At 66.4% G+C, this 25747-nt stretch carries 29 protein-coding genes; 19 read left to right on the forward strand and 10 right to left on the reverse strand.

Annotated features, from left to right (window positions below; translation table 11 throughout):
* Positions 1–22 precede the first annotated feature (22 nt).
* The 4 genes from J2728_RS21195 (at position 23) to J2728_RS21210 (ending at position 4255) form a co-directional block, all read left to right on the forward strand.
* Complete coding sequence (locus J2728_RS21195; protein ID WP_310002164.1) at positions 23–1525, forward strand: spinster family MFS transporter; 1503 nt, start codon at positions 23–25, stop codon at positions 1523–1525.
* A 178-nt stretch (positions 1526–1703) separates the two neighbouring features.
* The gene (purB, locus tag J2728_RS21200; protein WP_310002165.1) at positions 1704–3014 is read left to right on the forward strand and encodes an adenylosuccinate lyase; all 1311 of its coding nucleotides are present in this window, start codon (positions 1704–1706) and stop codon (positions 3012–3014) included.
* Positions 3015–3018: 4 nt separating this feature from the next.
* Positions 3019–3762, forward strand: coding sequence for a 2OG-Fe(II) oxygenase (locus J2728_RS21205; protein WP_310002166.1), 744 nt, complete (start codon positions 3019–3021; stop codon positions 3760–3762).
* A complete protein-coding gene (locus J2728_RS21210) occupies positions 3749–4255 on the forward strand; it encodes a DNA-deoxyinosine glycosylase (protein WP_310002167.1) in 507 nt (168 codons plus the stop codon). The genes J2728_RS21205 and J2728_RS21210 overlap by 14 nt, the downstream gene beginning before the upstream one ends.
* A 52-nt stretch (positions 4256–4307) precedes the next feature.
* Here J2728_RS21210 and J2728_RS21215 read toward each other — a convergent pair whose 3' ends face one another.
* Positions 4308–4730, reverse strand: a complete 423-nt coding sequence (locus J2728_RS21215) for a DUF1842 domain-containing protein (RefSeq protein ID WP_310002168.1) — start codon at positions 4728–4730, stop codon at positions 4308–4310.
* Between the two features lie 311 nt (positions 4731–5041).
* Positions 5042–5359, reverse strand: a complete 318-nt coding sequence (locus J2728_RS21220) for a DUF1476 domain-containing protein (RefSeq protein ID WP_041538493.1) — start codon at positions 5357–5359, stop codon at positions 5042–5044.
* 389 nt (positions 5360–5748) lie between these two features.
* On the opposite strand from J2728_RS21220, the gene purC reads away from it, so the two are divergent.
* Both purC and purS read left to right on the forward strand, forming a co-directional pair.
* Positions 5749–6507: a phosphoribosylaminoimidazolesuccinocarboxamide synthase gene (gene purC / locus J2728_RS21225; protein ID WP_099538612.1), complete on the forward strand. Its 759-nt coding sequence runs from the start codon at positions 5749–5751 to the stop codon at positions 6505–6507.
* A gap of 156 nt (positions 6508–6663) precedes the next feature.
* Positions 6664–6903: a phosphoribosylformylglycinamidine synthase subunit PurS gene (gene purS, locus J2728_RS21230; protein WP_099442644.1), complete on the forward strand. Its 240-nt coding sequence runs from the start codon at positions 6664–6666 to the stop codon at positions 6901–6903.
* On the opposite strand, the gene J2728_RS21235 is transcribed toward purS, so the two are convergent.
* On the reverse strand, positions 6900–7523 hold the full coding sequence (locus tag J2728_RS21235) for a TetR/AcrR family transcriptional regulator (RefSeq protein ID WP_310002169.1): 624 nt from the start codon (positions 7521–7523) through the stop codon (positions 6900–6902). The two genes, purS and J2728_RS21235, sit on opposite strands and share 4 nt — an antisense overlap.
* A gap of 86 nt (positions 7524–7609) precedes the next feature.
* On the opposite strand from J2728_RS21235, the gene J2728_RS21240 reads away from it, so the two are divergent.
* The 5 genes from J2728_RS21240 (at position 7610) to J2728_RS21260 (ending at position 12414) form a co-directional block, all read left to right on the forward strand.
* Positions 7610–8884 carry a cytochrome P450 gene (locus J2728_RS21240; RefSeq protein ID WP_310002170.1) on the forward strand — a complete coding sequence of 425 codons (1275 nt, stop codon included), beginning with the start codon at positions 7610–7612 and terminating at the stop codon, positions 8882–8884.
* A gap of 11 nt (positions 8885–8895) precedes the next feature.
* Complete coding sequence (locus J2728_RS21245) at positions 8896–9075, forward strand: rubredoxin (protein WP_310002171.1); 180 nt, start codon at positions 8896–8898, stop codon at positions 9073–9075.
* A gap of 104 nt (positions 9076–9179) precedes the next feature.
* Positions 9180–9665 (forward strand): DUF3291 domain-containing protein, encoded by a 486-nt coding sequence (locus tag J2728_RS21250; RefSeq protein WP_310002172.1) that lies wholly within the window; start codon positions 9180–9182, stop codon positions 9663–9665.
* 53 nt (positions 9666–9718) lie between these two features.
* Entirely contained in the window at positions 9719–10381 is a 663-nt protein-coding gene (purQ, locus tag J2728_RS21255) for a phosphoribosylformylglycinamidine synthase subunit PurQ (RefSeq protein ID WP_013078379.1), read from the forward strand.
* A 101-nt stretch (positions 10382–10482) separates the two neighbouring features.
* Positions 10483–12414, forward strand: a complete 1932-nt coding sequence (locus J2728_RS21260) for a CocE/NonD family hydrolase (RefSeq protein ID WP_310002173.1) — start codon at positions 10483–10485, stop codon at positions 12412–12414.
* 59 nt (positions 12415–12473) lie between these two features.
* On the opposite strand, the gene J2728_RS21265 is transcribed toward J2728_RS21260, so the two are convergent.
* Positions 12474–12641: a hypothetical protein gene (locus tag J2728_RS21265; protein WP_310002174.1), complete on the reverse strand. Its 168-nt coding sequence runs from the start codon at positions 12639–12641 to the stop codon at positions 12474–12476.
* Positions 12642–12899: 258 nt separating this feature from the next.
* Between J2728_RS21265 and J2728_RS21270 the strand changes: the two genes are divergently transcribed.
* The 3 genes from J2728_RS21270 (at position 12900) to J2728_RS21280 (ending at position 16508) form a co-directional block, all read left to right on the forward strand.
* Positions 12900–13871 carry an endonuclease/exonuclease/phosphatase family protein gene (locus J2728_RS21270; RefSeq protein ID WP_310002175.1) on the forward strand — a complete coding sequence of 324 codons (972 nt, stop codon included), beginning with the start codon at positions 12900–12902 and terminating at the stop codon, positions 13869–13871.
* Positions 13872–13936: 65 nt separating this feature from the next.
* A complete protein-coding gene (gene purL, locus J2728_RS21275) occupies positions 13937–16144 on the forward strand; it encodes a phosphoribosylformylglycinamidine synthase subunit PurL (protein WP_310002176.1) in 2208 nt (735 codons plus the stop codon).
* A 16-nt stretch (positions 16145–16160) separates the two neighbouring features.
* Complete coding sequence (locus J2728_RS21280; RefSeq protein ID WP_310002177.1) at positions 16161–16508, forward strand: hypothetical protein; 348 nt, start codon at positions 16161–16163, stop codon at positions 16506–16508.
* Between the two features lie 27 nt (positions 16509–16535).
* Here the strand turns inward: J2728_RS21280 and J2728_RS21285 are convergent, their stop codons facing one another.
* From J2728_RS21285 to J2728_RS21295, 3 genes are all read right to left on the reverse strand, one after another.
* On the reverse strand, positions 16536–17549 hold the full coding sequence (locus J2728_RS21285) for a sensor histidine kinase (protein WP_310002178.1): 1014 nt from the start codon (positions 17547–17549) through the stop codon (positions 16536–16538).
* Between the two features lie 135 nt (positions 17550–17684).
* Positions 17685–19502 carry a PAS domain-containing hybrid sensor histidine kinase/response regulator gene (locus tag J2728_RS21290; protein WP_310002330.1) on the reverse strand — a complete coding sequence of 606 codons (1818 nt, stop codon included), beginning with the start codon at positions 19500–19502 and terminating at the stop codon, positions 17685–17687.
* A gap of 101 nt (positions 19503–19603) precedes the next feature.
* Positions 19604–20539 (reverse strand): M20/M25/M40 family metallo-hydrolase, encoded by a 936-nt coding sequence (locus J2728_RS21295; RefSeq protein ID WP_310002180.1) that lies wholly within the window; start codon positions 20537–20539, stop codon positions 19604–19606.
* 123 nt (positions 20540–20662) lie between these two features.
* On the opposite strand from J2728_RS21295, the gene J2728_RS21300 reads away from it, so the two are divergent.
* The 4 genes from J2728_RS21300 (at position 20663) to J2728_RS21315 (ending at position 22681) form a co-directional block, all read left to right on the forward strand.
* Positions 20663–20899 (forward strand): BolA/IbaG family iron-sulfur metabolism protein, encoded by a 237-nt coding sequence (locus J2728_RS21300; RefSeq protein ID WP_223393871.1) that lies wholly within the window; start codon positions 20663–20665, stop codon positions 20897–20899.
* A gap of 11 nt (positions 20900–20910) precedes the next feature.
* Positions 20911–21774 carry a hypothetical protein gene (locus tag J2728_RS21305; protein ID WP_310002181.1) on the forward strand — a complete coding sequence of 288 codons (864 nt, stop codon included), beginning with the start codon at positions 20911–20913 and terminating at the stop codon, positions 21772–21774.
* A gap of 63 nt (positions 21775–21837) precedes the next feature.
* The gene (gene grxD / locus J2728_RS21310; protein ID WP_310002182.1) at positions 21838–22179 is read left to right on the forward strand and encodes a Grx4 family monothiol glutaredoxin; all 342 of its coding nucleotides are present in this window, start codon (positions 21838–21840) and stop codon (positions 22177–22179) included.
* 82 nt (positions 22180–22261) lie between these two features.
* Positions 22262–22681, forward strand: a complete 420-nt coding sequence (locus J2728_RS21315; protein WP_310002183.1) for an acyl-CoA thioesterase — start codon at positions 22262–22264, stop codon at positions 22679–22681.
* On the opposite strand, the gene J2728_RS21320 is transcribed toward J2728_RS21315, so the two are convergent.
* Complete coding sequence (locus J2728_RS21320; protein WP_310002185.1) at positions 22665–23006, reverse strand: hypothetical protein; 342 nt, start codon at positions 23004–23006, stop codon at positions 22665–22667. The two genes, J2728_RS21315 and J2728_RS21320, sit on opposite strands and share 17 nt — an antisense overlap.
* A 109-nt stretch (positions 23007–23115) precedes the next feature.
* Between J2728_RS21320 and J2728_RS21325 the strand changes: the two genes are divergently transcribed.
* Positions 23116–24267, forward strand: a complete 1152-nt coding sequence (locus tag J2728_RS21325) for a serine hydrolase domain-containing protein (RefSeq protein ID WP_310002186.1) — start codon at positions 23116–23118, stop codon at positions 24265–24267.
* Positions 24268–24270: 3 nt separating this feature from the next.
* On the opposite strand, the gene htpX is transcribed toward J2728_RS21325, so the two are convergent.
* Entirely contained in the window at positions 24271–25224 is a 954-nt protein-coding gene (gene htpX / locus J2728_RS21330; RefSeq protein WP_310002188.1) for a zinc metalloprotease HtpX, read from the reverse strand.
* A gap of 11 nt (positions 25225–25235) precedes the next feature.
* The gene (locus J2728_RS21335; RefSeq protein ID WP_310002190.1) at positions 25236–25553 is read right to left on the reverse strand and encodes a TFIIB-type zinc ribbon-containing protein; all 318 of its coding nucleotides are present in this window, start codon (positions 25551–25553) and stop codon (positions 25236–25238) included.
* Positions 25554–25747 lie beyond the last annotated feature (194 nt).

The following is a 25747-nucleotide window of genomic DNA, read 5'->3' on the forward strand; positions in this document are numbered from 1 at the left end:
TGTTTGAAGGGAGAGAGTCAGGATGGCCGACGCGCGTGCGTCCGGCGGCGAGCGGCCGCTTTATTCGAACGGGTACAAGGCGGCGGTCCTTGGACTGCTGCTAGCGACCTACACCTTCAATTTCATCGATCGGACGATCATCGCCGTCATCGGTCAGGCCATCAAGGTCGACCTCAAGCTGACAGACACCCAGCTGGGCCTCTTGGGCGGCCTCTACTTCGCCCTGCTCTACACGATCCTCGGCATCCCGATCGCGCGGCTGGCCGAGCGCTACAATCGCGTCACCATCATCTCGGTCTCTCTGGTGATCTGGTCGGGCTTCACGGCCCTGTGCGGCGCGGCCGCCAACTTCGCGCAGCTGGCCCTGTTCCGCTTCGGGGTCGGCGTCGGGGAAGCCGGCTGCTCGCCGCCCAGCCACTCGCTGATCAGTGACTATTTCGAGCCCAAGAAGCGCGCCTCGGCGCTGTCGATCTATTCGTTCGGCATCCCGCTAGGCACCATGTTCGGCGCCGTGGCCGGCGGCTGGCTGGCCCAGGAGTTCAGCTGGCGCGTGGCCTTCGTGCTCGTCGGCCTGCCCGGCGTGCTCCTGGCCCTGATCGTCAAGCTGGTGGTCAAGGAGCCGCCGCGCGGCCACTCCGAGATCGTCGAGCGCCCGATCGAGGCCGAGGACCTAGTCGTCGAGCCCGCCGCCAAGCCGGGTTTCTCGATGGCCCAGGAGTTCTCCGAGCTTTGGGCCGTGACCAAGGTGCTGTTCGGCAAGTGGCCGGTGCTGCACATGGTGCTGGGCGTGACCATCGCCTCGTTCGGCTCCTACGGCTCGGGCGCGTTCGTGCCGCCCTATTTCGTGCGGACCTATGGCCTTGGCCTGGCGCAGGTCGGGCTGATCACTGGCCTGATCATGGGCTTCTCGGCGGGGATCGGCACGCTGGTCGGCGGGTTCCTGACCGACTGGGCCGGCAAGAAGAGCGTCAAGTGGTACGCTCTCACCCCCGCCATCGGCCTGCTGATCGCCACGCCGATCTATATCAGCGCCTATCTCCAGACGAGCTGGCAGACCACGGCCCTGATCCTACTGGTCCCCGGCATCTTCCATTATACCTACCTGGCGCCGACCTTCGCCGTGGTTCAGAACTCGGTCGAGCCGCGCCGACGCGCCACGGCCACGGCCCTGTTGTTCTTCTTCCTCAACCTGATCGCCCTGGGCGGCGGGCCGGTCTTCACCGGCTGGCTGATCGACCACCTGGCGCAGTTCAACTTCAACAACCCTGGCTCTACCGGCGTCCTGCACGCCCTGGTCGGATCGTTCGGAGATGCGGGCGCGGCCAGCTTTGGCGCGGCTTGCCCTGGCGGCGTGGCCCCCAAGGGCTCCGCGCCCGATCTGGTCCAGGCCTGCGCCGGCGCGGTGGCCCGCTCAACCCAGCAGGGCATCATCGTCTCGCTGTGCTTCTACGCCTGGGCCGGCGTCCACTACGCCCTGGCGGCCATCGGGCTGGTCAAGCACATGAAGGAGCGGGCTGGAGCCTGAGGTCGAATTCCTCCCCCTAACGGGGGAGGTGTCGGCTCGAAGAGACGACGGAGGGGGAAGTTCGACGAAACTCCCCCCCTACGGCGCTTCGCGCCACCTCCCCCGCTGGGGGGAGGATTGCCCAAGTAATAAGCCTCTTCCCTTGACTCACCGGCTCGCCCGGTCGAAACGCCCGCCCATGATCAGCCGCTACGCCCGCCCCGAAGCCGCCGCCATCTGGTCCAGCCAGACCAAGTACAAGATCTGGTTCGAGATCGAGGCCCACGCCGCCGACGCCATGGCCGAACTTGGGGTCATTCCCAAGATCGCCGCCGAGACGATCTGGGAGAAGGGCCGCGACGCGGTCTGGGACAGCGACCGCATCGACGAGATCGAACGCGTCACCAAGCACGACGTCATCGCCTTCCTGACCCACGTGTCGGAAATCGTCGGCCCCGAAGCCCGCTTCCTGCACCAGGGCATGACCAGCTCGGACGTGCTGGACACCTGCTTCGCCGTGCAGCTGTCACGCGCCACCGATCTTCTGCTGGAAGACGTCGACCTGGTGCTGAAGGCGCTGAAGCGCCGGGCCCTCGAGCACAAGATGACCGTCTGCGTCGGTCGCAGCCACGGCATCCACGCCGAGCCCGTCACCTTCGGCCTGAAGCTGGCCGGCTACTACGCCGAGTTCCAGCGCGCCAAGGAGCGCCTGGCTATGGCCAAGTTCGAGATCGCCACCTGCGCGATCTCGGGCGCCGTCGGCACGTTCGCCAACGTCGACCCGCGCGTCGAACAGCACGTGGCCGACAAGATGGGCCTGGCCGTCGAGCCGGTCTCGACCCAGGTGATCCCGCGCGACCGCCACGCGGCCTATTTCGCGGCCCTGGGCGTCGTGGCCTCGTCGGTCGAGCGCCTGGCCACCGAGATCCGCCACCTGCAGCGCACCGAGGTCCTGGAAGCCGAAGAGCCCTTCGATCCGGGCCAGAAGGGCTCGTCGGCCATGCCGCACAAGCGCAACCCGATCCTGACCGAGAACCTGACGGGCCTGGCGCGCCTGGTCCGCTCGGCCGTGGTCCCGGCGATGGAGAACGTCGCCCTCTGGCACGAACGCGACATCAGCCACTCGTCGGTCGAGCGCGGCATCGGCCCCGACGCCACCATCCACCTCGACTTCGCCCTGCGCCGTTTGGCCGGCGTCATCGAGCGCTTCAACATCTATCCCGACAACATGGCCAAGAACCTGGACAAGCTGGGCGGCCTGGTTTTCTCGCAACGCGTCATGCTGGCCCTGACCCACAAGGACGTCAGCCGCGAGGACGCGTACGCAGCGGTCCAGGGCAACGCCATGAAGGTCTGGCGCGGCGAGGGCCGGTTCCTGGACTTCCTGAAGGCCGACCCGGTGGTTTCCAAGGCTCTGACGGACGCCGAGCTCGAGGATCTGTTCGACCTCGGCTACCACACCAAGAACGTCGACGTGATCTTCAAGCGCGTCTTCGGCCAGGACGCCTAAGCCCTTGGATGACGCGCCGATCCTGCGCCTGAACCCGGCGCTCGATCCGGCCGCCTTCGCGGCGACCTATAGCCGCGAGGGCGTGGCGCGCATTCCCGACGTGTTCGAGCCGGCCGTGGTCGATCGCCTGGCCGGCATCCTCGAACAGACCATCGATTGGGACATCATCTGCTCCGACGAGCGGGGCAAGGCCGATGTGATGGACCGCGCGCGCCGACAGGCCCTGGGTAGCGACGCGGTGGCGGGGCGGCTCCACGCGGCCACGGCCCGGGCGCGCGACGGCTTCGCCTATGTCTATCTCGGCTATCCGATGATCGACGCCTATCTCGCCGGCCGCGATCCGGGCCATCCGATCCACGCCCTGACCAAGTTCCTGAACAGCCAGGCCTTCATCGGCTTCTGCTCGGCGGTGACGGGCGAGACGACCGTCGGCAAGATCGACGGCCAGGCCACCTGCTATCGCCCCGGCGACTTTCTGACGTTGCGCGACGACACCGGCGAGGGCGAGCGCCTGGCGGCCTACGCGCTGGGCCTGACACGGACCTGGCGGCCGCACTGGGGCGGCCAACTGCTGTTCCACGACGCCCAAGGCGATGTAGAGCGCGGCTACGCGCCCACCTTCAACACCCTGACCCTGTTCCGCGCGCCCCGAGCCCACTCGGTGGCGCCCGTCGCGCCCTATGCCGGCGCGGCGCGTCTGACGATCACGGGCTGGCTGAGGAACGATCCGCCCCATGGCGGCGGTTAAGCGCGGCTTCCCGCCGGTCGTCGATGGCGACACGCGCGTCCTGATCCTGGGCAGCCTGCCGGGCGAGGCCTCGTTGGCCGCGCGCCAGTACTACGGCAACCCGAGGAACGCCTTCTGGCGGCTGATGGAGCGGGTGCTCGACACCCCGCACGTTGCGCTGCCCTACGAGGAGCGCCTCTTGGCCCTGCTCTCCCACGGCGTGGGCCTGTGGGACGTGATCGCCGAGGCCGAGCGGCCCGGTAGCCTGGACTCCGCCATCCGCGATCCGGCCGCCAACGACCTGCTGGCCTTGATCGAAACCCTGCCGAGCCTGCGCGTCGTGGCCTTCAACGGCGGGACGGCCGCCAAGCTGGGAGGGAGGCTGCTCGGAGACGGCGTTCCGGCCATCGCCCTGCCCTCCTCCAGTCCAGCGCACGCGGCGCTGACCTTCGAGGAGAAGGCCAAGGCCTGGCGGCGATTGGCGCCGTTCGCGCGATCGAACAGCGCCCGCTAGACGAAGAGCCCGCGCCACCGTTCTGGCGACGCGGGCCAAGCGCCTGGAAGGGCTAGGCGATGTTCTTGACCGGCACGTTTTCGACGTGGGTCGTCACGTAATTGAAGCCGCCCGAGCCGTTCCACTTCTGGTCCACCGACAAGGCGGCGGTGAACTTGGCCATGAAGGAGCCGATGGCGGGCGGCGGCACCGAGTAGACGAACTCGCCCTGCAGCGAGACCAGTTGATGGTTGGGGCCAAGGCCGGTCTGATAAATCTGGCCGGTCACGGGGAACCGGTGGTTGCCGCCCTGAATGGCCTGGGTGATCTCGGCGATGCCAGCCACGTGGCCCGAGGCCGCCTGGACCGAGAGGGCCAGATTGACCAACGGGGCGCCCGGCGTGCCGGCGTTTCCGACCACCGCCTTGACGAAATACAGGCCCAGCACATCGCTGGCGGTCTTTTGGGTGTGAAGCGTACCGACGTCAGCAGTCATTGGACGTTCTCCCTGATTTTAGGCGACCCGTGGGATCGCCGGGCGGCACATTGAGCTTTCGCGCCGGGGACGCCAGATAAAACCTGAGCGGAAATTTATATTTCTAACAATCAGGACGTGTGAATTCGTCCGGAGCTCGCGTAAAGGCGTTAACCAATTCGGGACAAGACAAGGCTTTGCGAGCGCGGCGCGTCGCGAGCCTCAACCTGAGGTGATTTTAGAATAAATCGAACACCGCGCGGGGCGTCGACCGCGCATGAAAAAGGCCGCCCCGAAAGGCGGCCCCATTCATCCGGCGATATCGCCAGCGCTTATTCGCCAGCCTTGATCTGCTCGCGGGCCTGGGCCAGCAGCTCGGCCATCTTCATGCGGACCTCGCCTTCGCCGATCGAGACGCCCGAACCCTTCAGGTCCTCGTAAACCTTACGGAAAACGTCGTCGTCGCCCGGCTGTTCGAAGTCGGACTTGACCACGGCGCGCGCGTATTCCTCGGCGGTCGCCAGGCCCATCAGGCCAGCCGCCCACTCGCCCAGAAGGCGGTTGCGGCGCGCGGCCGCCTTGAATTCCAGTTCCTGGTCCAGCGCGAACTTACGTTCGAAACCCTGCTCGCGTTCGTCGAAGGTGGTCATGAAGGCCCCAAAGTCGCCCGCTTGCGGGACCAAATCCATCGATTTGGCCCCGCAAGCTCTAATTCTAAACATTTTGAGCATGATGGTCGCCAAAACCGGCGTCCACTTTCGGCTATCATGCTCCTACGGCGGCTGCATATATCGTGCCGCTTCCATCCGCAATCTCGGGATCGTCCCGAGGCGGCGTTTATGGTCTCACCATAAACCAAACTCCGCGCCTTTGTTTGCGCGTAAGCGCTCATTCAGGTAGGTTCCGGAGGACATTTTTTAGTGAGCGGCCTTGAGTCGAAAGCCGCGCGCAGCTATCCGCCGCGCGCGCTTTTCGTTTCTCGGGAAGTTTTTCCGGGTATGGGCGGCGCGCGCTTCCAAAAAGGGCCTCGACGAGAGCCATGACGACCCGTCGCAAGAAGATTTACGAAGGCAAGGCCAAGATCCTGTACGAGGGCCCCGAGCCCGGCACCCTGATCCAGTATTTCAAGGACGACGCCACCGCGTTCAACGCGCAGAAGAAGGCGGTCCTGGAAGGCAAGGGCGTGATCAACAACCGGATCAGCGAGTACATCATGACTCGTCTGAATTCGATCGGCGTGCAGAACCACTTCATCCGCCGCCTGAACCTGCGCGAGCAGCTGATCAAGGAAGTCGAGATCGTCCCGCTCGAGGTCGTGGTGCGCAACATCGCCGCCGGCTCGATCGCCACGCGCCTGGGCCTGACCGAGGGCCAGCCCCTGCCCCGCTCGATCATCGAGTTCTACTATAAGGACGACAAGCTCGGCGACCCGATGGTCTCCGAGGAGCACATCACCGCGTTCAACTGGGCCGCGACCCAGGAGATCGACGACATGATGGCCATGGCCCTGCGGGTGAACGACTACCTGTCGGGCCTGTTCAGCGGCGTCGGCATCACGCTGGTGGACTTCAAGATCGAGTTCGGCCGCGTCTACGAGGGCGACTTCTCGCGCATCATCCTGGCCGACGAGATCAGCCCGGACAGCTGCCGCCTGTGGGACGCCGCGACCAACGAAAAGCTGGACAAGGACCGCTTCCGCCGCGACCTGGGCAACGTCATCGAGAGCTATACCGAGGTGGCCCGCCGCCTGGGGATCATGAAGGAAATGCCGACCGTCATCCAAGGCGGCGTGCACTAAGCTTGGGTTCTCCTCCCCCGCGCGCGGGGGAGGTGGCGCGCGGCGCGGCCGCGTGACGGAGGGGGCGAAAAGCCCGATGCGACGGATGGCTGGGCGACGCCCCCTCCATCGCTTCGCGGTCCCCCTCCCCCGTTCCACGGGTGAGGAGATTTAGAGTTGAAAGCCACCGTCCACGTGTTCCTGAAGCCCGGCGTGCTCGACGTCCAGGGCAAGGCCGTCGAGAACGCCCTGCATGGCCTGGGCTGGCCCTCGGTCAAGGACGCCCGCGTCGGCCGCGTGATCGAGTTCGACCTGGCCGAGACCGACGCCGAAAAGGCCAAGGCCGAGGTCAAGGCCATGTGCGAGAAGCTGCTGGCCAACACGGTCATCGAGAGCTACCGCATCGACGTGGCTTAAACAGCGAAGCTCGTCCTGAGCATCGCCAGGCTGGTCTCCCGGATGGGCTCTAGGTCCATGCCGGGATCGATCAGCAGCTGGGTCGACAGGCCCAGCAGCAACGACCCCACCATCAGAGCGGCCGCGTCGGCGTTGAGCGCCGCGCGGATCACGCCCTCGGCCTGGCCGCGCAGGACCATGGCCTCCAGCCGCTCCTCGGCGCCCTTGTGCGCCAGGGCGAAGGGCGCGCGCAGCTCCGACACGTCGGCCACCGCGCCGGCCAGCAGCACGAAATAGGCCCGCATCTCGCCGTCCCGCGACAGGTTCGTCAGGAAGGCGTCGACGAAGCCCAGCACCGCCTCCAGCCCGTTGAGCTGGTCGAGGCGGCGGTCGTCCATCTGAGCCTCGAGCCGCGCCTGCAGCCGGCCGATCAGCGCCTCGATCAACCCCTGCTTGGAGCCGAAGCGCTGGGTCACAAGCCCTCGGCTATAGCCGGCCCGCAGCCCGATGTTCTCGAAGGTGGCCGCCGCCACGCCCTGCTCGGCGATTAGCTCCGCCGCGGCGCGCAGCAGTTCGGCCTCCGACTGCTGGCGGCGGTCGGACTGGGTGCGGCGCTCGGGAACCTTAAGGGACGATGTCATCTTGTAGAACTTAGTTATTTGTTGGACAACAAGCAAATAATTGAGATGGCCGCAGAGCCATCCTCGGGAGGAGCCAGGAGGCCCGCATGACGATCCCCGCCGACATCGCCAAGGACATTGTCGATCCCACCGCCTACGCCGACGGCGATCGCGTCGACCAGGCCTTCGCCTGGCTGCGCAAGGAGGCCCCGCTGGATATCGCCCAGCCCGAGGGCTTCGATCCGTTCTGGGTCGTCACGCGCCACGCCGACATCCTGGAGGTCGAACGGCAGAACGAGCTGTTCCACAACGGCGACCGCGCCACGGTCCTGACCACGATCGAGGCCGACCGCAAGGTGCGCGAGATGATGGGCGGGTCGCCTCACCTCGTCCGCTCGCTGGTGCAGATGGATAATCCGGACCACTTCGCCTACCGCAAGGTCACGCAAGGCGCGCTGCTGCCGCAGAACCTGCGGGCGCTGGAGGCCAGGATCCGCGAGATCGCCCGAGGCTTCGTCGACCGCATGGCCGAGCATGGCGACCGCTGCGATTTCGCCCGCGATGTGGCGTTCCTTTATCCACTGCACGTGATCATGGAGGTGCTGGGCGTTCCGGAGAGCGACGAGCCTCGCATGCTGAAACTGACCCAGGAGCTGTTCGGCAACGCCGACCCGGACCTGAACCGCAGCGGCAAGACGATCACCGACGCCGGTGAAGGCGTCGACAGCATCCAGTCCGTGGTCATGGACTTCATGATGTACTTCAACGCCATGACCGAGGATCGCCGGGCCAAGCCGCGCGACGACCTGGCCAGCCTCATCGCCAACGGCAAGATCAACGGCGAGCCGATGGGCCACCTGGAGGCGATGAGCTACTACATCATCGCCGCCACGGCCGGCCACGACACCACCTCCTCGACCACCGCCGGCGCGCTGTGGGCGCTCGCCGAAAACCCCGACCAGTTCGCCAAGGTCAAGGCAGATCCGTCGCTGATCTCGGGCCTGATCGAGGAGTCGATCCGCTGGGTCACGCCGGTGAAGCACTTCATGCGCACCGCCACGGCCGACGCCGAACTGGCCGGCAAGAAGATCGCCAAGGGCGACTGGTTGTTCCTGTCCTACCCATCCGGCAACCGCGACGAGACGGTGTTCGAGGACCCGTTCAGCTTCAAGGTCGACCGCGCGCCCAACAAGCACATCGCCTTCGGCTATGGCGCGCACATTTGCCTCGGCCAACACCTGGCGCGGATGGAGATGCGGGTGCTGTGGGAGGAGCTGCTTTCCCGCCTCGACAGCGTCGAGCTGGACGGGACGCCCGCCCGCATGACCGCCAACTTCGTCTGCGGCCCCAAGGCCGTGCCGATCCGCTTCAAGATGCACTGAGGCGGCGGGCGATGAGCGCGGAACCCTTCAAGGTCTGGCAGTGCCGCACCTGCGGCTACATCTATGACGAGGAACAGGGCGATCCCGCCGAAGGGCTCTCGCCCGGAACGCGGTGGGCCGACATCCCCGCCGGCTGGATCTGTCCGATGTGCGGCACGCCAAAGTCTGACTTCGACATGATCGAGCTGTAGCCGGCCGCACGATGACGAAAGTTTAAGGCGGGTCTCGCGCCGCGCCCCCTTCCGCTCGAAGCTTCGCGGCACAATGTTCGGCGTCGAGCGGAAGGGAGACCCTGATGAGCGAGACGTTCCACTTGGCCCAGGTCAATGTCGGCCGCCTGAAGGCGCCGATCGATCATCCGATGATCAAGGACTTCGCCGACAACCTGGATCGCATCAACGCGCTGGCCGAGGGATCGCCCGGTTTCGTCTGGCGGCTGAAAGGCGACGGCAACAACGCCACGGACCTGGCCATCGGCGACGACCCGCTATTCATCCCGAACCTCTCGGTCTGGACCGACATCCCGTCGTTGGGCGCCTTCGTCTATCGCAGCGGCCACATCGAGATCATGCGCCGCCGCCGCGAGTGGTTCGAGCACATGGACCTCTACATGACGCTGTGGTGGGTCCCGGCCGGCCACACGCCGACCGTCGAGGAGGCGCTGGAGAAGCTCGCCCACCTGGAGGCCCATGGCCCGACGCCCGCCGCCTTCACCTTCAAGTCGCCCTTCCCGCCCCCGAGCGGCGAGGCGGTGGAGCCGGAATTGGACCAGTGCGCGTAATATCCGTCCGACGTGACTGACATTCCGCCCGAACGGTGCTACAGGCCCGCGCCATGAAAGCCGCCGTCGTCGTTTTTCCGGGTTCGAACTGCGATCGTGACTGCAAGGTCGCCATCGAGCGCTCCGCTGGGGCGCGTGTCGAAATGGTCTGGCACCAGGAGACGGCGCTGCCGGACGACCTGGACCTGATCGTCCTGCCCGGCGGCTTCTCCTACGGCGACTACCTGCGCTGCGGCGCCATGGCGGCGCTGAGCCCCGTCATGAAGGAAGTCGTCGCCGCCGCCGACAAGGGCGTGGCGGTCGTCGGCATCTGCAACGGCTTCCAGGTGCTGACCGAAGTGGGCCTGCTGCCCGGCGCCCTGCTGCGCAACGCGGGCTTGAAGTACGTCTGCAAGCCCGTCGAGCTCGATATCGTCAACGGCCAGACCCGCTTCACGGCCGGTTACGGCGAACAACGCCAGGCGGTCATGACGGTCGGTAACGGCGAGGGCAACTACTTCGCCGACGAGGAGACCCTCGACCGGATCGAAGGCGAAGGCCAGGTGGTGTTCCGCTACAAGGAAAACCCCAACGGCTCGGCCCGCGACATCGCCGGCATCGTCAACGCCAAGGGCAACGTCCTGGGCCTGATGCCCCACCCAGACCGCGCCTTCGACGCCGACCTCGGCTCGGAGGACGGCGCGGTGCTGTTCCGCAGCATCTTCCAGAGCGCCTAGGCGCTCTGCTCTCGGACAAAAATGGGCTCCGGAACGCTGTTACAGTGTAGCAGCCCGCAAATCCCGGTCCTAAGGTGCCGCCCTCTGTAGGAGGGCCACTCATGCGTTTCGTTTCCGCCTTGCGCGCCGGCTTGCTCGCCGCCGCGGCCGCTTCCGTGTTCGCCGTCGCCGCGCACGCCCAGATCACGGCGATGACGCCGGACATCGACGGCAAGTACGTCCAGACCAAGATCAATTACGACTACGAAAAGCGCGTGGTGATGGTGCCGATGCGCGACGGGACCAAGCTCTACACCGTCATCGTCGTGCCCAAGGGCGGCAAGAACCTGCCCATCATGCTGACCCGCACCCCCTACAACGCCGCCAAGCGCGCCGCTCGCGCCGACAGCCCGCGCATGGTCGGCGCCATGCCCCAGGGCGACGAGCCGTTCGTGGCCGACGGCGGCTATATCCGCGTCTTCCAGGACATCCGGGGCAAGTATGGCTCCGAAGGCGACTACGTGATGACGCGCCCGCTGAAGGGGCCGCTGAACAGCTCCGAGGTCGACCACTCCACCGACGCCTACGACACCATCGACTGGCTGGTGAAGAACGTACCCGAGACCAACGGCAAGGTCGGCATGCTGGGCAGCTCGTACGAAGGCTTCACGGTGGTGATGGCCCTGGTCAATCCGCACCCGGCGCTGAAGGCCGCCGCGCCGATGAGCCCGATGATCGACGGCTGGATGGGCGACGACTGGTTCCAGTACGGCGCCTTCCGCCAGATCAACTTCGACTACTTCGCCCGCCAGACGAGCGTGCGCGGCGCGGGCGAAGGCGTCCAGCGCCAGGGCTATGACGACTATTCCAACTTCCTGCGCGAGGGATCGGCCGGCGACTACGCCAAGAACCACGGCCTGGACCAACTGCCCTGGTGGAAGAAGCTGGCCGACCACACCGCCTATGACAGCTTCTGGAGCGAGCAGGCGCTGGACAAGACCATGGAAAAGACGCCGCTGAAGGTGCCGACCATGTGGATCCAGGGCCTGTGGGACCAGGAGGACATCTGGGGCGCGGTGCGCTCGTATCCGGCGCTGGAGTCCAAGGACAAGAACAACGACATGAACTACCTGGTGCTGGGCCCGTGGCGGCACAGTCAGGTCAACTATGACGGCTACAACCTGGGTCCGTTCAAGTGGGACGGCGACACCGCGCTGCAGTTCCGCCGCGACGTGCTCAAGCCCTTCTTCGACCAGCACCTAAAGGACGGCGCCAAGGCCGACACCCCGCCGGTGCTGATCTATGATCCGGGCCAGAACAAGTGGAACCGCTACGCAAGCTGGCCCCAGGGCGGCAGCCTGAGCAAGCCGGGCAAGGCTCTCTACTTCGACGCCAAGGGTGGCCTGTCTTTCACCGCGCCGGCGGCGACGAAGGGCGCGGCGGCCTATGACGAGTATGTCTCGGATCCAGCCAAGCCCGTTCCCTACGTACAGCGCCCCGTGCAGTTCGCCGACGGCGACCGCTGGAAGGCCTGGCTGGTTAGCGACCAGCGTCACGCCGAGAGCCGCACCGACGTCGTGACCTATGTCACCGAGCCGTTGAAGGAACCGCTGAAGATCGCCGGCGTGCCGAAGGTGAACCTGTTCGCCTCGACCAGCGGGACCGACAGCGATTGGGTGATCAAGCTGATCGACGTCTATCCGGACGAGGTTCCCAGCCAGACCGAGTTGGGCGGCTATGAACTGCCCGTCGGCATGACCATCTTCCGCGGCCGCTATCGCGAGAGCTTCAGCCAGCCCAAAGCGCTGACGCCTAACAAACCGCTGAAGTACGAGTTCATCCTGCCGACGGCGAACCACACCTTCCAGCCGGGCCACCGGATCATGGTGCAGGTCCAGTCCAGCTGGTTCCCGCTCTACGATCGCAACCCGCAGACCTTCGTGCCGAACATCTTCTTCGCCAAGCCCAGCGACTACGTGAAGGCGACGCAGCGGGTGTTCCACGCCGGCGACACGGCCAGCTTCATCGAGCTGCCGGTCGTCGACGCCAAGTAGCCAAAAAGAAAGGCCGGCGGATCACCGCCGGCCTTTCCTCCACGGAGAGATCTGCGAGGTCAGCGCTGGTCGCGCCGTTCCTCGGTTTGACCCGCCTGGTCGGCCTGACCGCCAGGATTGCGGCCTTGCTCGTTCTGGCGCGGCTGGCCTTGCTGTTGTTGCTGGCCCGGCGCCGGGCGTTGTTGGTCGTTCTGCTGCTGCTGCGGATTGCGGTCCTTGTCAGCCATCGGGCTTCTCCTTGGTTCACAGCGCGCTCGTGACGCACGTGAAAAGAACGAACCCGGAGTCGACCCGTTCCTCCGGTCAAGCCGCCTTAATTCTAGCTAAGCTAAAGAAATCACTGATATTTACCCCCTCATCGGTCGCGGGGAGAGCAACGGTCGTGACCGGCGCCGGCGACGGGCGCCCATCACGAACCTGTCACCCAGCTTGCTAATACTGTTGTCGAGGATGACTATTCTCTCAACCTGGGCGAGATAATTGTCATGGCCGAGATCACCGACCCTCCGCCCCAAGTCGTTACGGACGACTTGCTGGCTCTGTCGACCGTGCTGGCGCAAATCCCACCCAAGACCGACGGCGACAATCTGCTGATCGGTACATGGAACATCCGCGCCTTCGGCAACCTGACCAAGAGCTGGGCCAGCCAGCCCGGAGACTCTCCGCGCCGCGACTTCCACGCCTGCGTGCTAATCGCCGAGGTGCTGTCTCGGTTCGACATCGTCGCGATCCAGGAGGTGAAGGCCAATCTCCGCGCCCTGCGCCACACCTTGAAGAAGCTGGGTCCCGACTACGGCTTCGTCATGACCGACGTCACATATGGCCAGCCCGGCAACGGTGAAAGGCTGGCCTATGTCTTCGACACGCGGCGGGTGAAGCTCTCGGGCCTGGCCTGCGAACTGGTGGTGCCCGAGGACATCGACACGCCGTTCTCCTCGCCCGCCAACGCCTTTCAGCGTCAGTTCGTTCGCACACCCTACGCGGTCGGCTTTCAGGCCGGCGAGCAGACTGTCGTGCTGGTCACGCTGCATGTGATCTATGGCGCGGCCAGCCGGGATCGCGTCGCCGAACTGACCGGCATCGCCAAGTGGCTGCGCCAGTGGGCCGAACAGGAGGACGACTTCGGCCACAACCTGATCGCCATGGGCGACTTCAACATCGACCGCCACGGCGATCCGTTGTGGCAGGCCTTCACGTCCACGGGTCTCACGCCAGCGCCAGGCTTGTTGAAGGTGCCGCGGACCCTGTCGTCATCGCTGGACAACCCCGATCTAAAGAGCTTCTTCGACCAGATCGCCTGGTTCGAGACCGTGAGGGGGAGGCCCTATTTGTCGCTGAAGTACCGCCAGGCGGGCGGCGTGAACTTTCAGGGCTTGGTCCTGAAAGACCTGAACCGCACCGAGTTGTCCTGGCGGATTTCGGACCATTATCCGCTGTGGGTCGAATTTGGCCTCTAGGCGCGCTCGGTTTGCGGGACCTCCGCCGCTGACAGGGCTCTTGGAATCCGCTAGACCCCGCGTCCATGAGCACGCCCCAAAAGCCCATGGCCGAATTGGCCGCCGAGTTCGGCCTGAAGCCCGCCGAGTATGACGTCGTCCTCAAGCGCCTGGGCCGCGAGCCCAACCTGGTGGAACTGGGCGTTTTCTCGGTGATGTGGTCCGAGCACTGCTCGTACAAGTCCTCGAAGAACCAGTTGAAGAAGTTCCCGATCAGCGGTCCCCGCGTGATCTGCGGTCCCGGCGAGAACGCCGGCGTGATCGACATCGGCGACGGCGACGCGATCATCTTCAAGATGGAGAGCCACAACCACCCCTCGTACATCGAGCCCTACCAGGGCGCGGCGACGGGCGTGGGCGGCATCATGCGCGACGTCTTCACGATGGGCGCGCGGCCGATCGCCCTCCTGAACGCCCTGCGCTTCGGCGATCCCGAGCACCCCAAGACCAAGCGTCTGGTGGACGGCGTGGTCGCCGGCATCGCCGGTTACGGCAACTGCGTGGGCGTGCCCACGGTCGCGGGCGAGACCAACTTCCACAAGGGCTACAACGGCAACATCCTGGTCAACGCCATGTGCGTGGGCCTGGCCAAGGCCGACAGCATTTTCTACTCGGCGGCTCCGGGCCCGGGCCTGGCGGTGGTCTATTTCGGCTCCAAGACCGGCCGCGACGGCATCCACGGCGCGACCATGTCCTCGACCGAGTTCACCGAGGACTCGGAAGAGAAACGCCCCACCGTGCAAGTCGGCGACCCCTTCGCCGAGAAGCTGCTGATCGAAGCGACCCTTGAGCTGATGGCCACCGGCGCGGTCGCCGCCATCCAGGACATGGGCGCGGCGGGCCTGACCTCCTCGTCGGTCGAGATGGCCGGCAAGGGCGGCGTCGGCATCGAGCTGAACATGGACATGGTCCCTCAGCGCGAAGAAGGCATGAGCGCCTACGAGATGATGCTGTCGGAAAGCCAGGAGCGCATGCTGGCGGTCCTGAAGCCCGGCCGCGAGCAGGACGGCCACGCCATCTTCGAAAAGTGGGGCCTGGACGCCGCCGTCATCGGCTACACCACCGACACCGGCCGCCTGGTGCTGAAGCATCATGGCGAGACGGTCTGCGACGTGCCGCTGGCCCCGCTGTTCGACGACGCGCCGCTGTATGATCGCCCGTGGGTCCAGCCCAAGCTCGACGCGCGCCTTGACCCGGGCAAGATCCCCGGCCCGACCGACTGGACCCAGGCGGTCCTGAAGGTCGTCGGCTGCCCCGACATGGCCTCCAAGCGCTGGCTGTGGGAGCAGTACGACCGCCACGTGATGGCCGACACGCTGGAAGACAGCGCCACCGGCTGCGACGCGGGCATCGTCCGCATCCACGACACCGGCAAGGCCATCGCGGTCACCAGCGACTGCACCCCGCGCTACGTCCAGGCCGATCCCTATGAGGGCGGCAAGCAGGCCGTCGCCGAGGCTTGGCGCAACCTGACGGCCGCCGGCGCCCTGCCGATCGCCATCACCGACAACCTGAACTTCGGCAGCCCCGAGAAGCCCGAGACCATGGGCCAGATCGTCCGCGCCACCGACGGCATGGCCGAGGCTTGCCGCGCGCTGGACTTCCCTGTCGTGAGCGGCAACGTCAGCCTCTATAACGAGACCAACGGCGTGGCCATTCCGCCGACCCCGACCGTCGGCGCCGTGGGCCTGCTCGAGGACTACGACCTGCGCACGGGCTTCGGCAACGTGGCCGAGGGCGACACCTTGGTGCTGGTCGGCGATACGCATGGAGAGCTGGGCGCTTCCATCTATCTGCGCGAAATCCTGGGTCGCGAGGACGGCGCCCCGCCGCCGGTCGACCTGTCCGCCGAGAAGAAGAACGGCGACTTCGTGCGCGGCCTGATCGCCTCGGGCCTGGTGGCCGGCGTCCACGACCTGTCGGACGGCGGCCTGCTGGTCGCCGCGGCCGACGTGGCCCTGGCCAGCAAGGTCGGGATCACCCTGAACGCCACCAGCGACGCCCACGCCCACCCCTACCTGTTCGGCGAGGACCAGGCCCGCTACCTGATCGCCACGCCCGATCCCGACGCGGTTCTGGACGCGGCCAAGGACGCTGGCGTCCACGCGATCGTCGCGGGCGTGGCCGGCGGGAACGACTTCGCGTCGAAGGGTCTTTTCAGCATTCCGCTGGACACTCTGCGTACGGCCCACGAGGCTTGGCTGCCGGGCTATATGAACGCCCCCAAGGCCTGATCGAAGGATCGACCGGATGCGCATGCTGGCCTTGACCGCCCTCGCCGCCCTGCTGATCGTCGGCTGCGCGCCCACCGGCCAGCCGGCGGCGCCGACGGCCGAGACGCTCGCCGCCGCCTGCTCGGCCAAGGGCGGGACGATCCAGCCTGTCGGCAGGGCCCAGATCCCGACGTGCGTCACGCCCTATGCCGACGCGGGCAAGACCTGCGCCGACAAGAGCCAGTGCCAAGGCGCCTGCATCCTGGAAGGCAATCTGGAGCCGCAAGGCGCGGCCACGGGCCGGTGCCAGAAGACCGACCGCCAGTTCGGCTGCTACGCCAAGGTCGAAAACGGCAAGGCGACCGCCGCGATCTGCGTGGACTGAGGGCCGGCGCGTCCTTTCCGCCTTCGGTCAGACCTCGAGCAGGCTCTCGACGGGAGCCGTGAGACGAACCGTCAGGCCTTCCGGTCCAAAATCCTTCTCGACGCCGCCATTTCCAGTCAGGCCCAGGCCGACCAGGCGGGATCCGAAACCCTTGCGTTTGGGCGCGGTGGCGGGCGGCCCTCCCCGCTCGCGCCATTCCATGCGGACAAGTTCGCCCTCGCGCGCCCAACTGACGGATACGCGCCCGCCCTCTTGGGTCAGCGCGCCGTACTTGATCGCGTTGGTCGCCAGTTCGTGAACCAGCAGCGAGACATTCTGAGCGATCGGCGCCTTGACCACCAATCGCGGTCCCTCGACCTCGAACCGAGCCCGGTCAACCACGCGCCCCAGGGCCGCTTCCACGAGGCCCCGCAGGTCCGCGCCGTTCCACTCGTGTTGCAGAAGCACGTCGTGAGCGCTGGCTAGGGCGTGCAGCCGGTCATCAAACGCCTGAACACGCTCGCGGTCGGGGATGTCGCGAAGCGTCTGCTGGGCGATGGCCTGCACCAAGGCCAAGGTGTTCTTCAGCCGGTGAGTGGTCTCGCCCATTACCAGCGCGCGTTCCCGCTCGAGCAAGACTTGTCCCGTCGTTTCGATGGCGATGTCGATGATGCCCTCGACCCGATCGCCATCTCGCAAGGGGCTATAGGAGAAGGTCCAATAGGTGTCTTCGGGAGAGCCGTTCCTGGTCATGACCAGGTGCATGTTCTCCATGTAGACCCTCTCGCCCGCCATCGCTCTTTGGATCAGAGGCGCGATATCGTCCCAGACGTCCGACCAGACCTCGGGGATCGGCCGCCCCAAGGCCCCGGGATGTCGAGCCCCGAGAAACGGAATATAGGCGGCATTGTAGATCAGCGTCTGCTCGGATCCCCAGGTCGCGCATATCGCGAACTCGGTGCCCATGATGATGTCGTGGGTTGTCTTCAGCGCCGCCGGCCAAGATTCCTTGGCGCCCAGCGGCGTGCTCGCCCAATCGAACTCATCTATGCTCTTGGGCACGCTAATATCTCACGCGGATTTGGCGCCTGTATTTAACACGACGGAAGGTCACACCAACGACTAGGCGGCGAAGGCGGGCCGCTTAGCCAGAAATCAGGCCGTCATATCCATGACGTCGCCGAAAGGCGTCGCCAGCTAGGCCGCGTGACTTCTACCCGACCATCGCGCCACCGTCTCCAAAAGCTTCGACGGGCTGATCGGCTTGCCCAGGTGGTCGTCCATGCCGGCCGCGAGGCAGTTGGCGACCTGCTCGGGCAGGACGTTGGCGGTCATGGCGATGATCGGCGTCGCCGCCCCGCGCGCCCCTTCCAAGGCGCGGATTTCGCGGGTGGCGGTCAGGCCGTCCTTGACCGGCATCTGCACGTCCATCAGCACAAGGTCGAACTCGCCCTGCCGCATGGCCTCGACACCGGCGACGCCGTCATTGGCGGTCTCCACGATCACGCCGAAGGGCTCCAGCATCGCCTTGACCAGCTCGCGGTTCACCGCGTTGTCCTCGACCAGCAGCAGCCGGACGCCGGATTCCGCGTTCAGGGTTTCCACGGTCTCGGCGGGAGCCGATGGCGCGTCGGCCAGGGGACCTCGCACCTCGAACCAGAAGGTGGAGCCTTCGCCTTCGACGCTGTCGACCCCGATGCGGCCGCCCATGTGATCAATGATGCGGCGCGAGATGGCCAGGCCCAGGCCCGTACCGCCGAACCGCCGCGAAACCGCCGCGTCGGCCTGTGAGAAACGGTCGAAAATCGCCTCGCGGTTTTCGGGCGCGACGCCGATTCCTGTGTCCGCGACTTCCACCCGCAACAGCGCCTCATCGCCCGCGCGCCGCTGGAGCAGCCTCACCGTGATACCGCCATGGACGGTGAACTTCACGGCGTTCGACAGGAAGTTCAGCAGCACCTGCGACAGGCGCGACCCGTCCAGGTTCATCGGCGCGATGGTTTCGGCGGTTTCCACGACCACCGCGAGGCCCTTGGCGTCGGCGCGTTCCTCGACCAGCGCCGCGCAGGACGAGGCCATGGCGGCGGGATCGAATGGCGCGGGATCCAACTCCAGGCCAGCGGCCTCCAGGCGCGAGAAATCCAGGACGTCGTTGACCACGCTGAGCAGCGTGTTGCTGGCGTCCAGGATATGTCCGGCCTGGCGCGCGGACGTCTCGTCCAGCTTCCCTGATCGCCGCAGCACCTCGGCGAAGCCGATGATCGCCGTCAACGGGGTGCGCAACTCGTGGGTCATGTTGGCCAGGAAGTCGGACTTGGCCGCCGAGGCCGCTTCCGCCAACTCCAGCGCCCGGGCGATGTCCAGCTCCAGGCGCTTGCGCTCGGTGATGTCACGCGAGGTGACCAGCAGGATGCCCGAACCATCGCCCAGCCGCGAATAGGTGCTTTCCAGCCAGATGACCGAGCCATCCTTGCGGATGCATTCGTAGTCGGCGCTAGCGGGCGGTCCGCCGGGCGTGAGACTCTGGATCACGCCTTGGACCCGCGTGAAGTCCGCTTCGCTGACCATCGCGGTCGGTGGAAGGTTCAGGAACTCCTCGGCGCTGTAGCCGGAAATCCGCTCGATGCTGGGCGAGCTGTAGATTCGCTCGCCCCTTCGGCTCCAGAGCGCCACGTGGTCGGTCAGATTGTCGCCCAACAGCCGATAGAGACGATCCGCCTCCCGATACTTGGCCAGCGCCTCCTCGGCCTCCTCGATAGCCTTCTGCTTGCTCTCGACGCTGGCCGACAGGGCGTCCCGAAGTTCTTCCAGGCGAAGGCGCTGACTGGTGAGCCAATAGGACAGGGGCGTGGCGACGGCCGTGGCGATGATCAGCGTCGTCACCGGCGTGAACGCCGAGGGGACGCCGCGGATCAGGACATTGAGGACATAGTCCGCCGCCAGGGCCGCGCCCGCGATCAGGGCGATCGTCGGGACGGCGTTGAGGATCCGAGCCTTCAAGCCGACGGTGTCGATCTTACGCCTCCCTTCGCCTCGCGCGCCACGATGCCCTGCGTCGATTCAAGCAGGAAAGAGTTTTTCCGCCAACGGACCCCAAGCTCGCTTCGGGTTCACCCCTAGCGCCCCGAAGCCTTGACCACGTCATCCAGGTCCCGCTCCAAGGCCAGGCCCGCCTGCACGACCGTCGCGACCGAGCGCTTGAAGAAGTCCTGGGGCAAGGTCGCGAAGTCGTCGGTGGGCTTATGGTACTCGGGATGGTCCTCGACGCCGAAATAGACCCACGGCACGCCCTTCTCGCCGAAGGCGTAGTGGTCGGACTGGTTGCTCCAGTTGTTCTCCTTGCCGTCAACGTCGGTGTCGTGGCCGAGCTTCAGGGTCACCGGCGCGGTCGTCGCGACCTTGACGAGGATCGGCTTTAGGTAGGGGAACGGCGCCGCGCCGGCGACATAGAGCTCGTTCTTTTGGTTCTTGCTCAGCATGTCGAAATTGACGTTCAGCGCGATCGTCTCCAGCGGGACCGGCGGCTTGGCGGCGAAGGCCCGTGCGCCGCGCAGGCCGCCCTCCTCGGCGTCAACCGCCGCGAAAATCACGTCATGCTTGGGAGGCTTCGCCTTGAACGCCTCGGCCACGGCCAAGAGGCCCGCCACGCCCGAGGCGTTGTCGTCGGCGCCGTTGTAGATTTCCCCGTCGCGGACGCCCAGGTGATCGTAGTGGGCCGACACCACCATCGCCTTGCCGCCTTCCGTCCCCTTGATGCGCGCCACGAGGTTCACGCCTTGAACCGTTGAGCCGTCACGCTTGACGAAGGTGAACGGCTGCTCGAACCGCTCGCCGATGGGCGCGAGGCCAATCTGGGCGAAGCGCGACAGGATATAGGCCCTGGCCTTCTCCGACCCCGGCGCGCCCGGCGCGCGGCCCTGCATGTCGTCGGCGGACAGGATACGGACGTCCTCCAGCGCCTTGTCGCCGGGCCCGGCCAAGGCGGGGGGAGCGGCGCTAGCGAGCGAAGCGATGGCGAATAGGAGCGCCGCGGCGCGAGAAAGCTTGTGCATGGCGCTTACATGCCGTGCGCTGAGAGCCGAATTCAATTAAATCCCACATGCGCCAAGACGTCGCGGGATGGTTTTCAAGACATCCCGCGCCAGTGAATCTTTAGCAGACCGGAGTTTTCAGCCGTGCCCATGTCCCACGCCGAGCTCGAAGCGCGCCTCACGGCGGCGTTCCCCGATTCCGAGATCGTGCTGACCGACCTGGCCGGCGACAACGATCACTGGAAGGCGCGGATTGTCTCGCCCGCCTTCAAGGGCCTGCCGCGCGTGCGTCAGCACCAGTTGGTCAACAAGGCGCTGGCCGACGTGTTGGGCGGGACCCTGCACGCCTTGGCCCTAGAAACCGCCGCCCCCGCCGAATAGGTCGCCCCGACGTGCGCTATCGTCCCTTTGGCAAGTCGGGCGTGGCGATATCGGCGCTGACCTTGCGCCTGGGCGATGACTCATGCTCGGGCGCCCAGGAGACGCGCGATCTGATGCTGGCGGCGCTGGAAAGCGGGATCAACAGTCTTCAGATCGACGGCGCCTCCGAAGCCCTGCGGCAAGGCGTCCGAGACGCTTTCGCCACGGTCGAGCGCCAAAGGCTGTTCGTCACCCTGCGGGTTCGCGGCGCGCCCGAGCGGACGCTGGCGGGCGACTTCGACGCGCTGGGCCTCGACCAGGCGGACCTTGTCCTGGTCAATGATCCCCAAGGCCCCACCTTGCCCCCGGCCTTGGAGCACGACCTGTTTGGCCCGCGCGCGAACGGCGACGCGCCCGGTCTCGGCGTCGCCACGCGGGGCGAAATCGATCAGGCGTTGCTGGACAACGAGCTGCTGGTCGCCATCGCCTCCCCGTTCAACCTGACCTCGGGCCTGCCCGACCGCCAACGTATCCGCGAGGCCGAACGCCGGGGGCTGGCGGTCCTTGGCGAGGATTTCTGGCCCCAGGCGCTGCGTAGTGGCGGCCAGAACCTGCCTCGCCCCTCGCTCTGGCGGCGGCGCATAGACCCGCTGGCGGGCATCGGCGGCTATGATTTCCTGCATGACACGCCGGACTGGAGCGCCGAGGAGATTTGCCTGGCCTACGCCCTGGCCGAGCCCCTCCTGACCTCCGTTCGCGTCACCGTGGAACACCCCGCCGACATCCAGCGCCTGGCCGCCGTGGTCGGCCGCGAGCTGCCCGACAACCTCCGCGCCCAAATCGATCTGGCCCGCTTCTCGGCCCAAGAACGCCGGAAGGCCGCTGGACTGGCATGATCGTCGCACTTGACCCCGACCGCGACGGCGCCTAGCTGAGAGGCTTCGCCAAGGACGCTTTCCATGACCGACGCCGCCGCCTCCCCCGCCCTCGACTTCATCGCCAAGACCGTGGCCGAGAACCCGGTCGTCGTGTTCATGAAGGGCGTGCCCGACCAGCCTCGCTGCGGCTTCTCGTCGGTCGTGGTGCAGATCCTCGACCACCTGGGCGTCGCGTTCGTTGGCGTCGACGTTCTGCAGGACGACGAGCTGCGCCAGGGCGTCAAGACCTTCACCGACTGGCCGACCATCCCGCAGCTCTACGTGAAGGGCGAATTCGTCGGCGGCAGCGACATCGTCCGCGAGATGTTCCAGTCGGGCGAGCTGAAGACCTTCCTGGCTGAACAAGGCGTGCTCGCGGCGTAATCCGCGTGAGCCCTCAGGCGAAGTGCATAGCGGTTCGCCGCTTGGGGGGCTCACCCTCTAAAAACAACGCGCGGCGACGCGCGTGAGCCGGCTGTTCGTCCCGCCTTCTGACGCCTTCTCCCTGACATTCGAGCCCAAGGCGTCGGACATCGACGCCAACGGCCACGTCAACAACGTGGTCTATCTGGGCTGGGCGCAGGATCTGGCGATCGCCCATTGGGAAGCCTGGGCCAGCGACGAGCAGCGCGCGCCGTGGAGCTGGGTCGCGCGCCGTCATGAGATCGACTACCGCCGCGAACTGCTGCTGGGCGAGACCGCGGTCGGCTATACCTGGGTTGGCGAGCTGAAGGGGCCGCGCTTCGAGCGCTATGTCCGCATCGACGGCCCCGACGGCGAGATGTGCGCCCAGAGCCGAACCGACTGGGTGCTGATCGACATCGCCGCCAAGCGGCCCGCGCGGGTCTTGCCCTGGATGGTCGAGCGCTTCACGCCGAAGGGCTGAGAACCGGATTGGCGATCACGATCCGCTCGCCGCGCCTTAGACCCAGCTCTTCATAGCTGAACGTCATGTCCGCCCAGCCGGTGGGACCCTTGCAGGTCTCCAGACGTCGGCGGGCGAAGGCGACCACCGCTCGGCCGCCCCCGCGATCCACCCGGAACACCATGTTGGCGCGGTCCGCGCAGCCTCGGCTCTCGATCCGGATCGTCACCGCTCGCCGCCCCAGCGAGACCGCCAGCAGCGGCTCGAGCTCGGGCCAGGTCTCACCAGCCACCAGTCGAGGCGTCGTCGCGCAACCGGCCAGCGCGAGCGTCGCGCCAGCGAACATGAAACCCCTGCGTGAAAAGCGCCCGTTCATCGACCTCTGTACGAACCACTCGAACTGAGTTGAAGATCACCCGCCACCGGCCGCCTGACCAGTCTTGGAGTGAGTCTTCGTGCGCGTTCATTCTGCTTTCGCGGCCCTCGGATGGGCCGCCCTTCTGGCCAGCGTTTCCCTCGCGCCGGCCTTCGCCGCTTCGGACGACCGGAAACTGGACGCCGAGATTGACCGGCTGAGGGATGCGGGCAAGATTCCCGGCGTGGCCATGGCGCTCGTCGAGAATGGCAAGCTCGTCTATGTGACGGCTCGCGGCGTACGCAACGCCAAGGGCGATCCCCTGACGCCGGACACCGTGATGTACGCGGCCTCGGTAACCAAGGCGACCTTCGCCTATTACGTCATGATGCTGGTCGACGAGGGCAAACTGGACCTCGACAAGCCGATCGCGACCTACCTTCCCAAGCCCCTGCCCGACTACAAGGCCTATGCGGACCTGGCCAACGACCCGCGCTGGCGCGAAATCACGCCGCGAATGCTGATGACCCATTCGGCCGGCTTCCCGAATTTCCGCTGGCTGAATCCCGACGAAAAGCTGGACATCAAGTTCCAGCCAGGAAGCCGCTACGCCTATGCGGGCGAAGGCATCAACCTGATGCAGTTCGTCATCGAGCAAGGCCTGGGCTTGAATGTCGGCGAGGAGATGAACCGGCGGCTGTTCCAGCCGCTGGGCATGACGCGGTCCAGCATGATCTGGCGCGACGACTTCGCCGGAAACCTCGCCGACGGCCAGGACGAGAACGGCAAGTGGGAGCCCCACGACGACCGGTCCAGCGTCAAGGCGGCCGGCTCACTGGACACCACGATCGGCGACATGGGCAAGCTGGCGGCCGCCATGGCCTCGGGTTGGGGTCTTTCGGCCAAGGCCCGGGCCGAGTTCGCCAAGCCCAGCCTACCGATCAAGAGCGCCCACGAATTCCCCACCCTGACCACGGAGGAGAACCCGGACAACGCCAAGATCGGGCTGGCGGCCGGCATCGGCGTGGTCGTGTTCGACGGCCCTCAAGGCCCTTCGTTCTTGAAGGGCGGCCACAACGAGATCACCGACAACATGCTGGTCTGCGTCGGAAAGGGCCGCCGCTGCGTGGTCATCCTGACCAACAGCGGCGTTGGCCAGCGGGTCATCCCGGCTCTGGTCAAGGCCGCGCTCGGCGAGACCGGCGCCCCCTGGTCCTGGGAGTATAGCCGGCTGCCCGCGCTGACGCCCTAGGCCCTAGCCCCAGGGACCGGCCTTACCGCCCAGGCCGCTGGGCCGAACCGCCGGTTCCGACACGGGAACCGCCACGCGCCGCGCGCCCTGCCCCACGCCCAGCCGCATCAGAGCCTCGACGCGGTTGTGGGTGGCCGGGTGCGTCGAGAACAGGTTGTCCGCGCCCTTCCCGGCCAGCGGGTTGATGATGAACATGTGCGCCGTGGCCGGATTGCGCTCGGCCTGGACGTTCTCGTAGCCGCCGCGGGCATAGGCCTCGATCTTCTCAAGCGCGCGGGCCAGAGAGCCGGAGTCGCCCGCGATGTGAGCGCCGACCCGGTCGGCCTCGTACTCGCGCGCGCGGCTGATGGCCATCTGCACCAGCATGGCGGCGATCGGGGCCAGGATGGCCAAGGCGATCGCGCCGATCATCCCGCCGATACCGCCGCCGTTGCCTTCCTCGTCGCGCGAGCCGCCGAAGAAGAAGGCGAAGTTGGCCAGGGCCGAGATCGCGCCGGCGATCGTCGCCGTCACGGTCATGGTCAGGGTGTCACGGTTCTTCACGTGGGCCAGTTCGTGGGCCATCACGCCCCGGATCTCGTCGCGGGTCAGCAGCGACAGCAGGCCGGTGGTGGCGGCCACGGCCGCGTGGGCTGGGTCGCGACCGGTGGCGAAGGCGTTCGGCTGGACGCTGTCGATGACCGTGATGCGCGGACGCGGCAGGCCAGCCTTGGCCGCCATCTCCGCCACGTCGATGGCGTAGTCGCGGATCAACGGTTCGCGATGGCTCTCATCGACCTCGACCGCGCCGTAGGTGCGCAGCACGATCTTGTCGGCGTTCCAGTACGAGAACGCGTTCATCGCCACGGCCAGGACCAGGGCGATCGCCATGCCGGTCGGGCCGCCGATCAGGTAGCCGGCGCCGGCGAACAGGGCCGTCAGACCCGCGAGCAGCATGTAGGTCTTGAAGTGGTTCATCGGTTTGTCTGTCAGTCGAAGATGTCGAACAGGTCGAAACGCTTTTTCTTCTTATAGCCGTAGGCGCCGCGATGGTCGTCGTCGTCGCGACGCTTGTACCCGTCGGGCCGGTGATCGTGGTGATGGTCATGATGGTGGTCGGGGCGACTGTAGGGGCGCGGCTGACTATAGACGGCCTGCGTCTCTTGCCGCTCCAATTCCATCAGCTTCTCGAGCTCCCCGCGATCCAACCAGACGCCGCGGCAACGCGGGCACATGTCGAACTCGACGCCGGCGCGTTGCACGGCCTGCATGGAGCCGTCGCAGTTGGGGCACATCAGAAGCGGCATTCAGGAACCTCCGGTCCAAAGGATGGATCGGGTGTTCTCGACCGAGAACGGCGCCTTCTGGGGAGGGGGGCATAGGCGGCCGGACCCAAGACATCGAGAACACCCGATGCGGTCCGACATCACGAGCGCTCACATCGCTCGCCAGAGGGGCCCGGTCCCGCTGTTACTGAGCTAGGAAGCCTCGCGGGATATTG

This window comes from Caulobacter segnis, assembly GCF_031454995.1.
Lineage (GTDB): Bacteria > Pseudomonadota > Alphaproteobacteria > Caulobacterales > Caulobacteraceae > Caulobacter > Caulobacter segnis_E.

Bases quoted from the DNA above. Each gene is read 5' to 3' on its own strand.
- J2728_RS21195 (WP_310002164.1), top strand. From the start codon at position 23: ATGGCCGACGCGCGTGCGTCCGGCGGCGAGCGGCCGCTTTATTCGAAC.
- purB (WP_310002165.1), top strand. From the start codon at position 1,704: ATGATCAGCCGCTACGCCCGCCCCGAAGCCGCCGCCATCTGGTCCAGC.
- J2728_RS21210 (WP_310002167.1), top strand. From the start codon at position 3,749: ATGGCGGCGGTTAAGCGCGGCTTCCCGCCGGTCGTCGATGGCGACACG.
- J2728_RS21215 (WP_310002168.1), bottom strand. From the start codon at position 4,730: ATGACTGCTGACGTCGGTACGCTTCACACCCAAAAGACCGCCAGCGAT.
- J2728_RS21220 (WP_041538493.1), bottom strand. From the start codon at position 5,359: ATGACCACCTTCGACGAACGCGAGCAGGGTTTCGAACGTAAGTTCGCG.
- purC (WP_099538612.1), top strand. From the start codon at position 5,749: ATGACGACCCGTCGCAAGAAGATTTACGAAGGCAAGGCCAAGATCCTG.
- J2728_RS21235 (WP_310002169.1), bottom strand. From the start codon at position 7,523: ATGACATCGTCCCTTAAGGTTCCCGAGCGCCGCACCCAGTCCGACCGC.
- J2728_RS21240 (WP_310002170.1), top strand. From the start codon at position 7,610: ATGACGATCCCCGCCGACATCGCCAAGGACATTGTCGATCCCACCGCC.
- J2728_RS21245 (WP_310002171.1), top strand. From the start codon at position 8,896: ATGAGCGCGGAACCCTTCAAGGTCTGGCAGTGCCGCACCTGCGGCTAC.
- J2728_RS21250 (WP_310002172.1), top strand. From the start codon at position 9,180: ATGAGCGAGACGTTCCACTTGGCCCAGGTCAATGTCGGCCGCCTGAAG.
- purQ (WP_013078379.1), top strand. From the start codon at position 9,719: ATGAAAGCCGCCGTCGTCGTTTTTCCGGGTTCGAACTGCGATCGTGAC.
- J2728_RS21260 (WP_310002173.1), top strand. From the start codon at position 10,483: ATGCGTTTCGTTTCCGCCTTGCGCGCCGGCTTGCTCGCCGCCGCGGCC.
- J2728_RS21265 (WP_310002174.1), bottom strand. From the start codon at position 12,641: ATGGCTGACAAGGACCGCAATCCGCAGCAGCAGCAGAACGACCAACAA.
- J2728_RS21270 (WP_310002175.1), top strand. From the start codon at position 12,900: ATGGCCGAGATCACCGACCCTCCGCCCCAAGTCGTTACGGACGACTTG.
- purL (WP_310002176.1), top strand. From the start codon at position 13,937: ATGAGCACGCCCCAAAAGCCCATGGCCGAATTGGCCGCCGAGTTCGGC.
- J2728_RS21280 (WP_310002177.1), top strand. From the start codon at position 16,161: ATGCGCATGCTGGCCTTGACCGCCCTCGCCGCCCTGCTGATCGTCGGC.
- J2728_RS21295 (WP_310002180.1), bottom strand. From the start codon at position 20,539: ATGCACAAGCTTTCTCGCGCCGCGGCGCTCCTATTCGCCATCGCTTCG.
- grxD (WP_310002182.1), top strand. From the start codon at position 21,838: ATGACCGACGCCGCCGCCTCCCCCGCCCTCGACTTCATCGCCAAGACC.
- J2728_RS21320 (WP_310002185.1), bottom strand. From the start codon at position 23,006: ATGTTCGCTGGCGCGACGCTCGCGCTGGCCGGTTGCGCGACGACGCCT.
- htpX (WP_310002188.1), bottom strand. From the start codon at position 25,224: ATGAACCACTTCAAGACCTACATGCTGCTCGCGGGTCTGACGGCCCTG.
- J2728_RS21335 (WP_310002190.1), bottom strand. From the start codon at position 25,553: ATGCCGCTTCTGATGTGCCCCAACTGCGACGGCTCCATGCAGGCCGTG.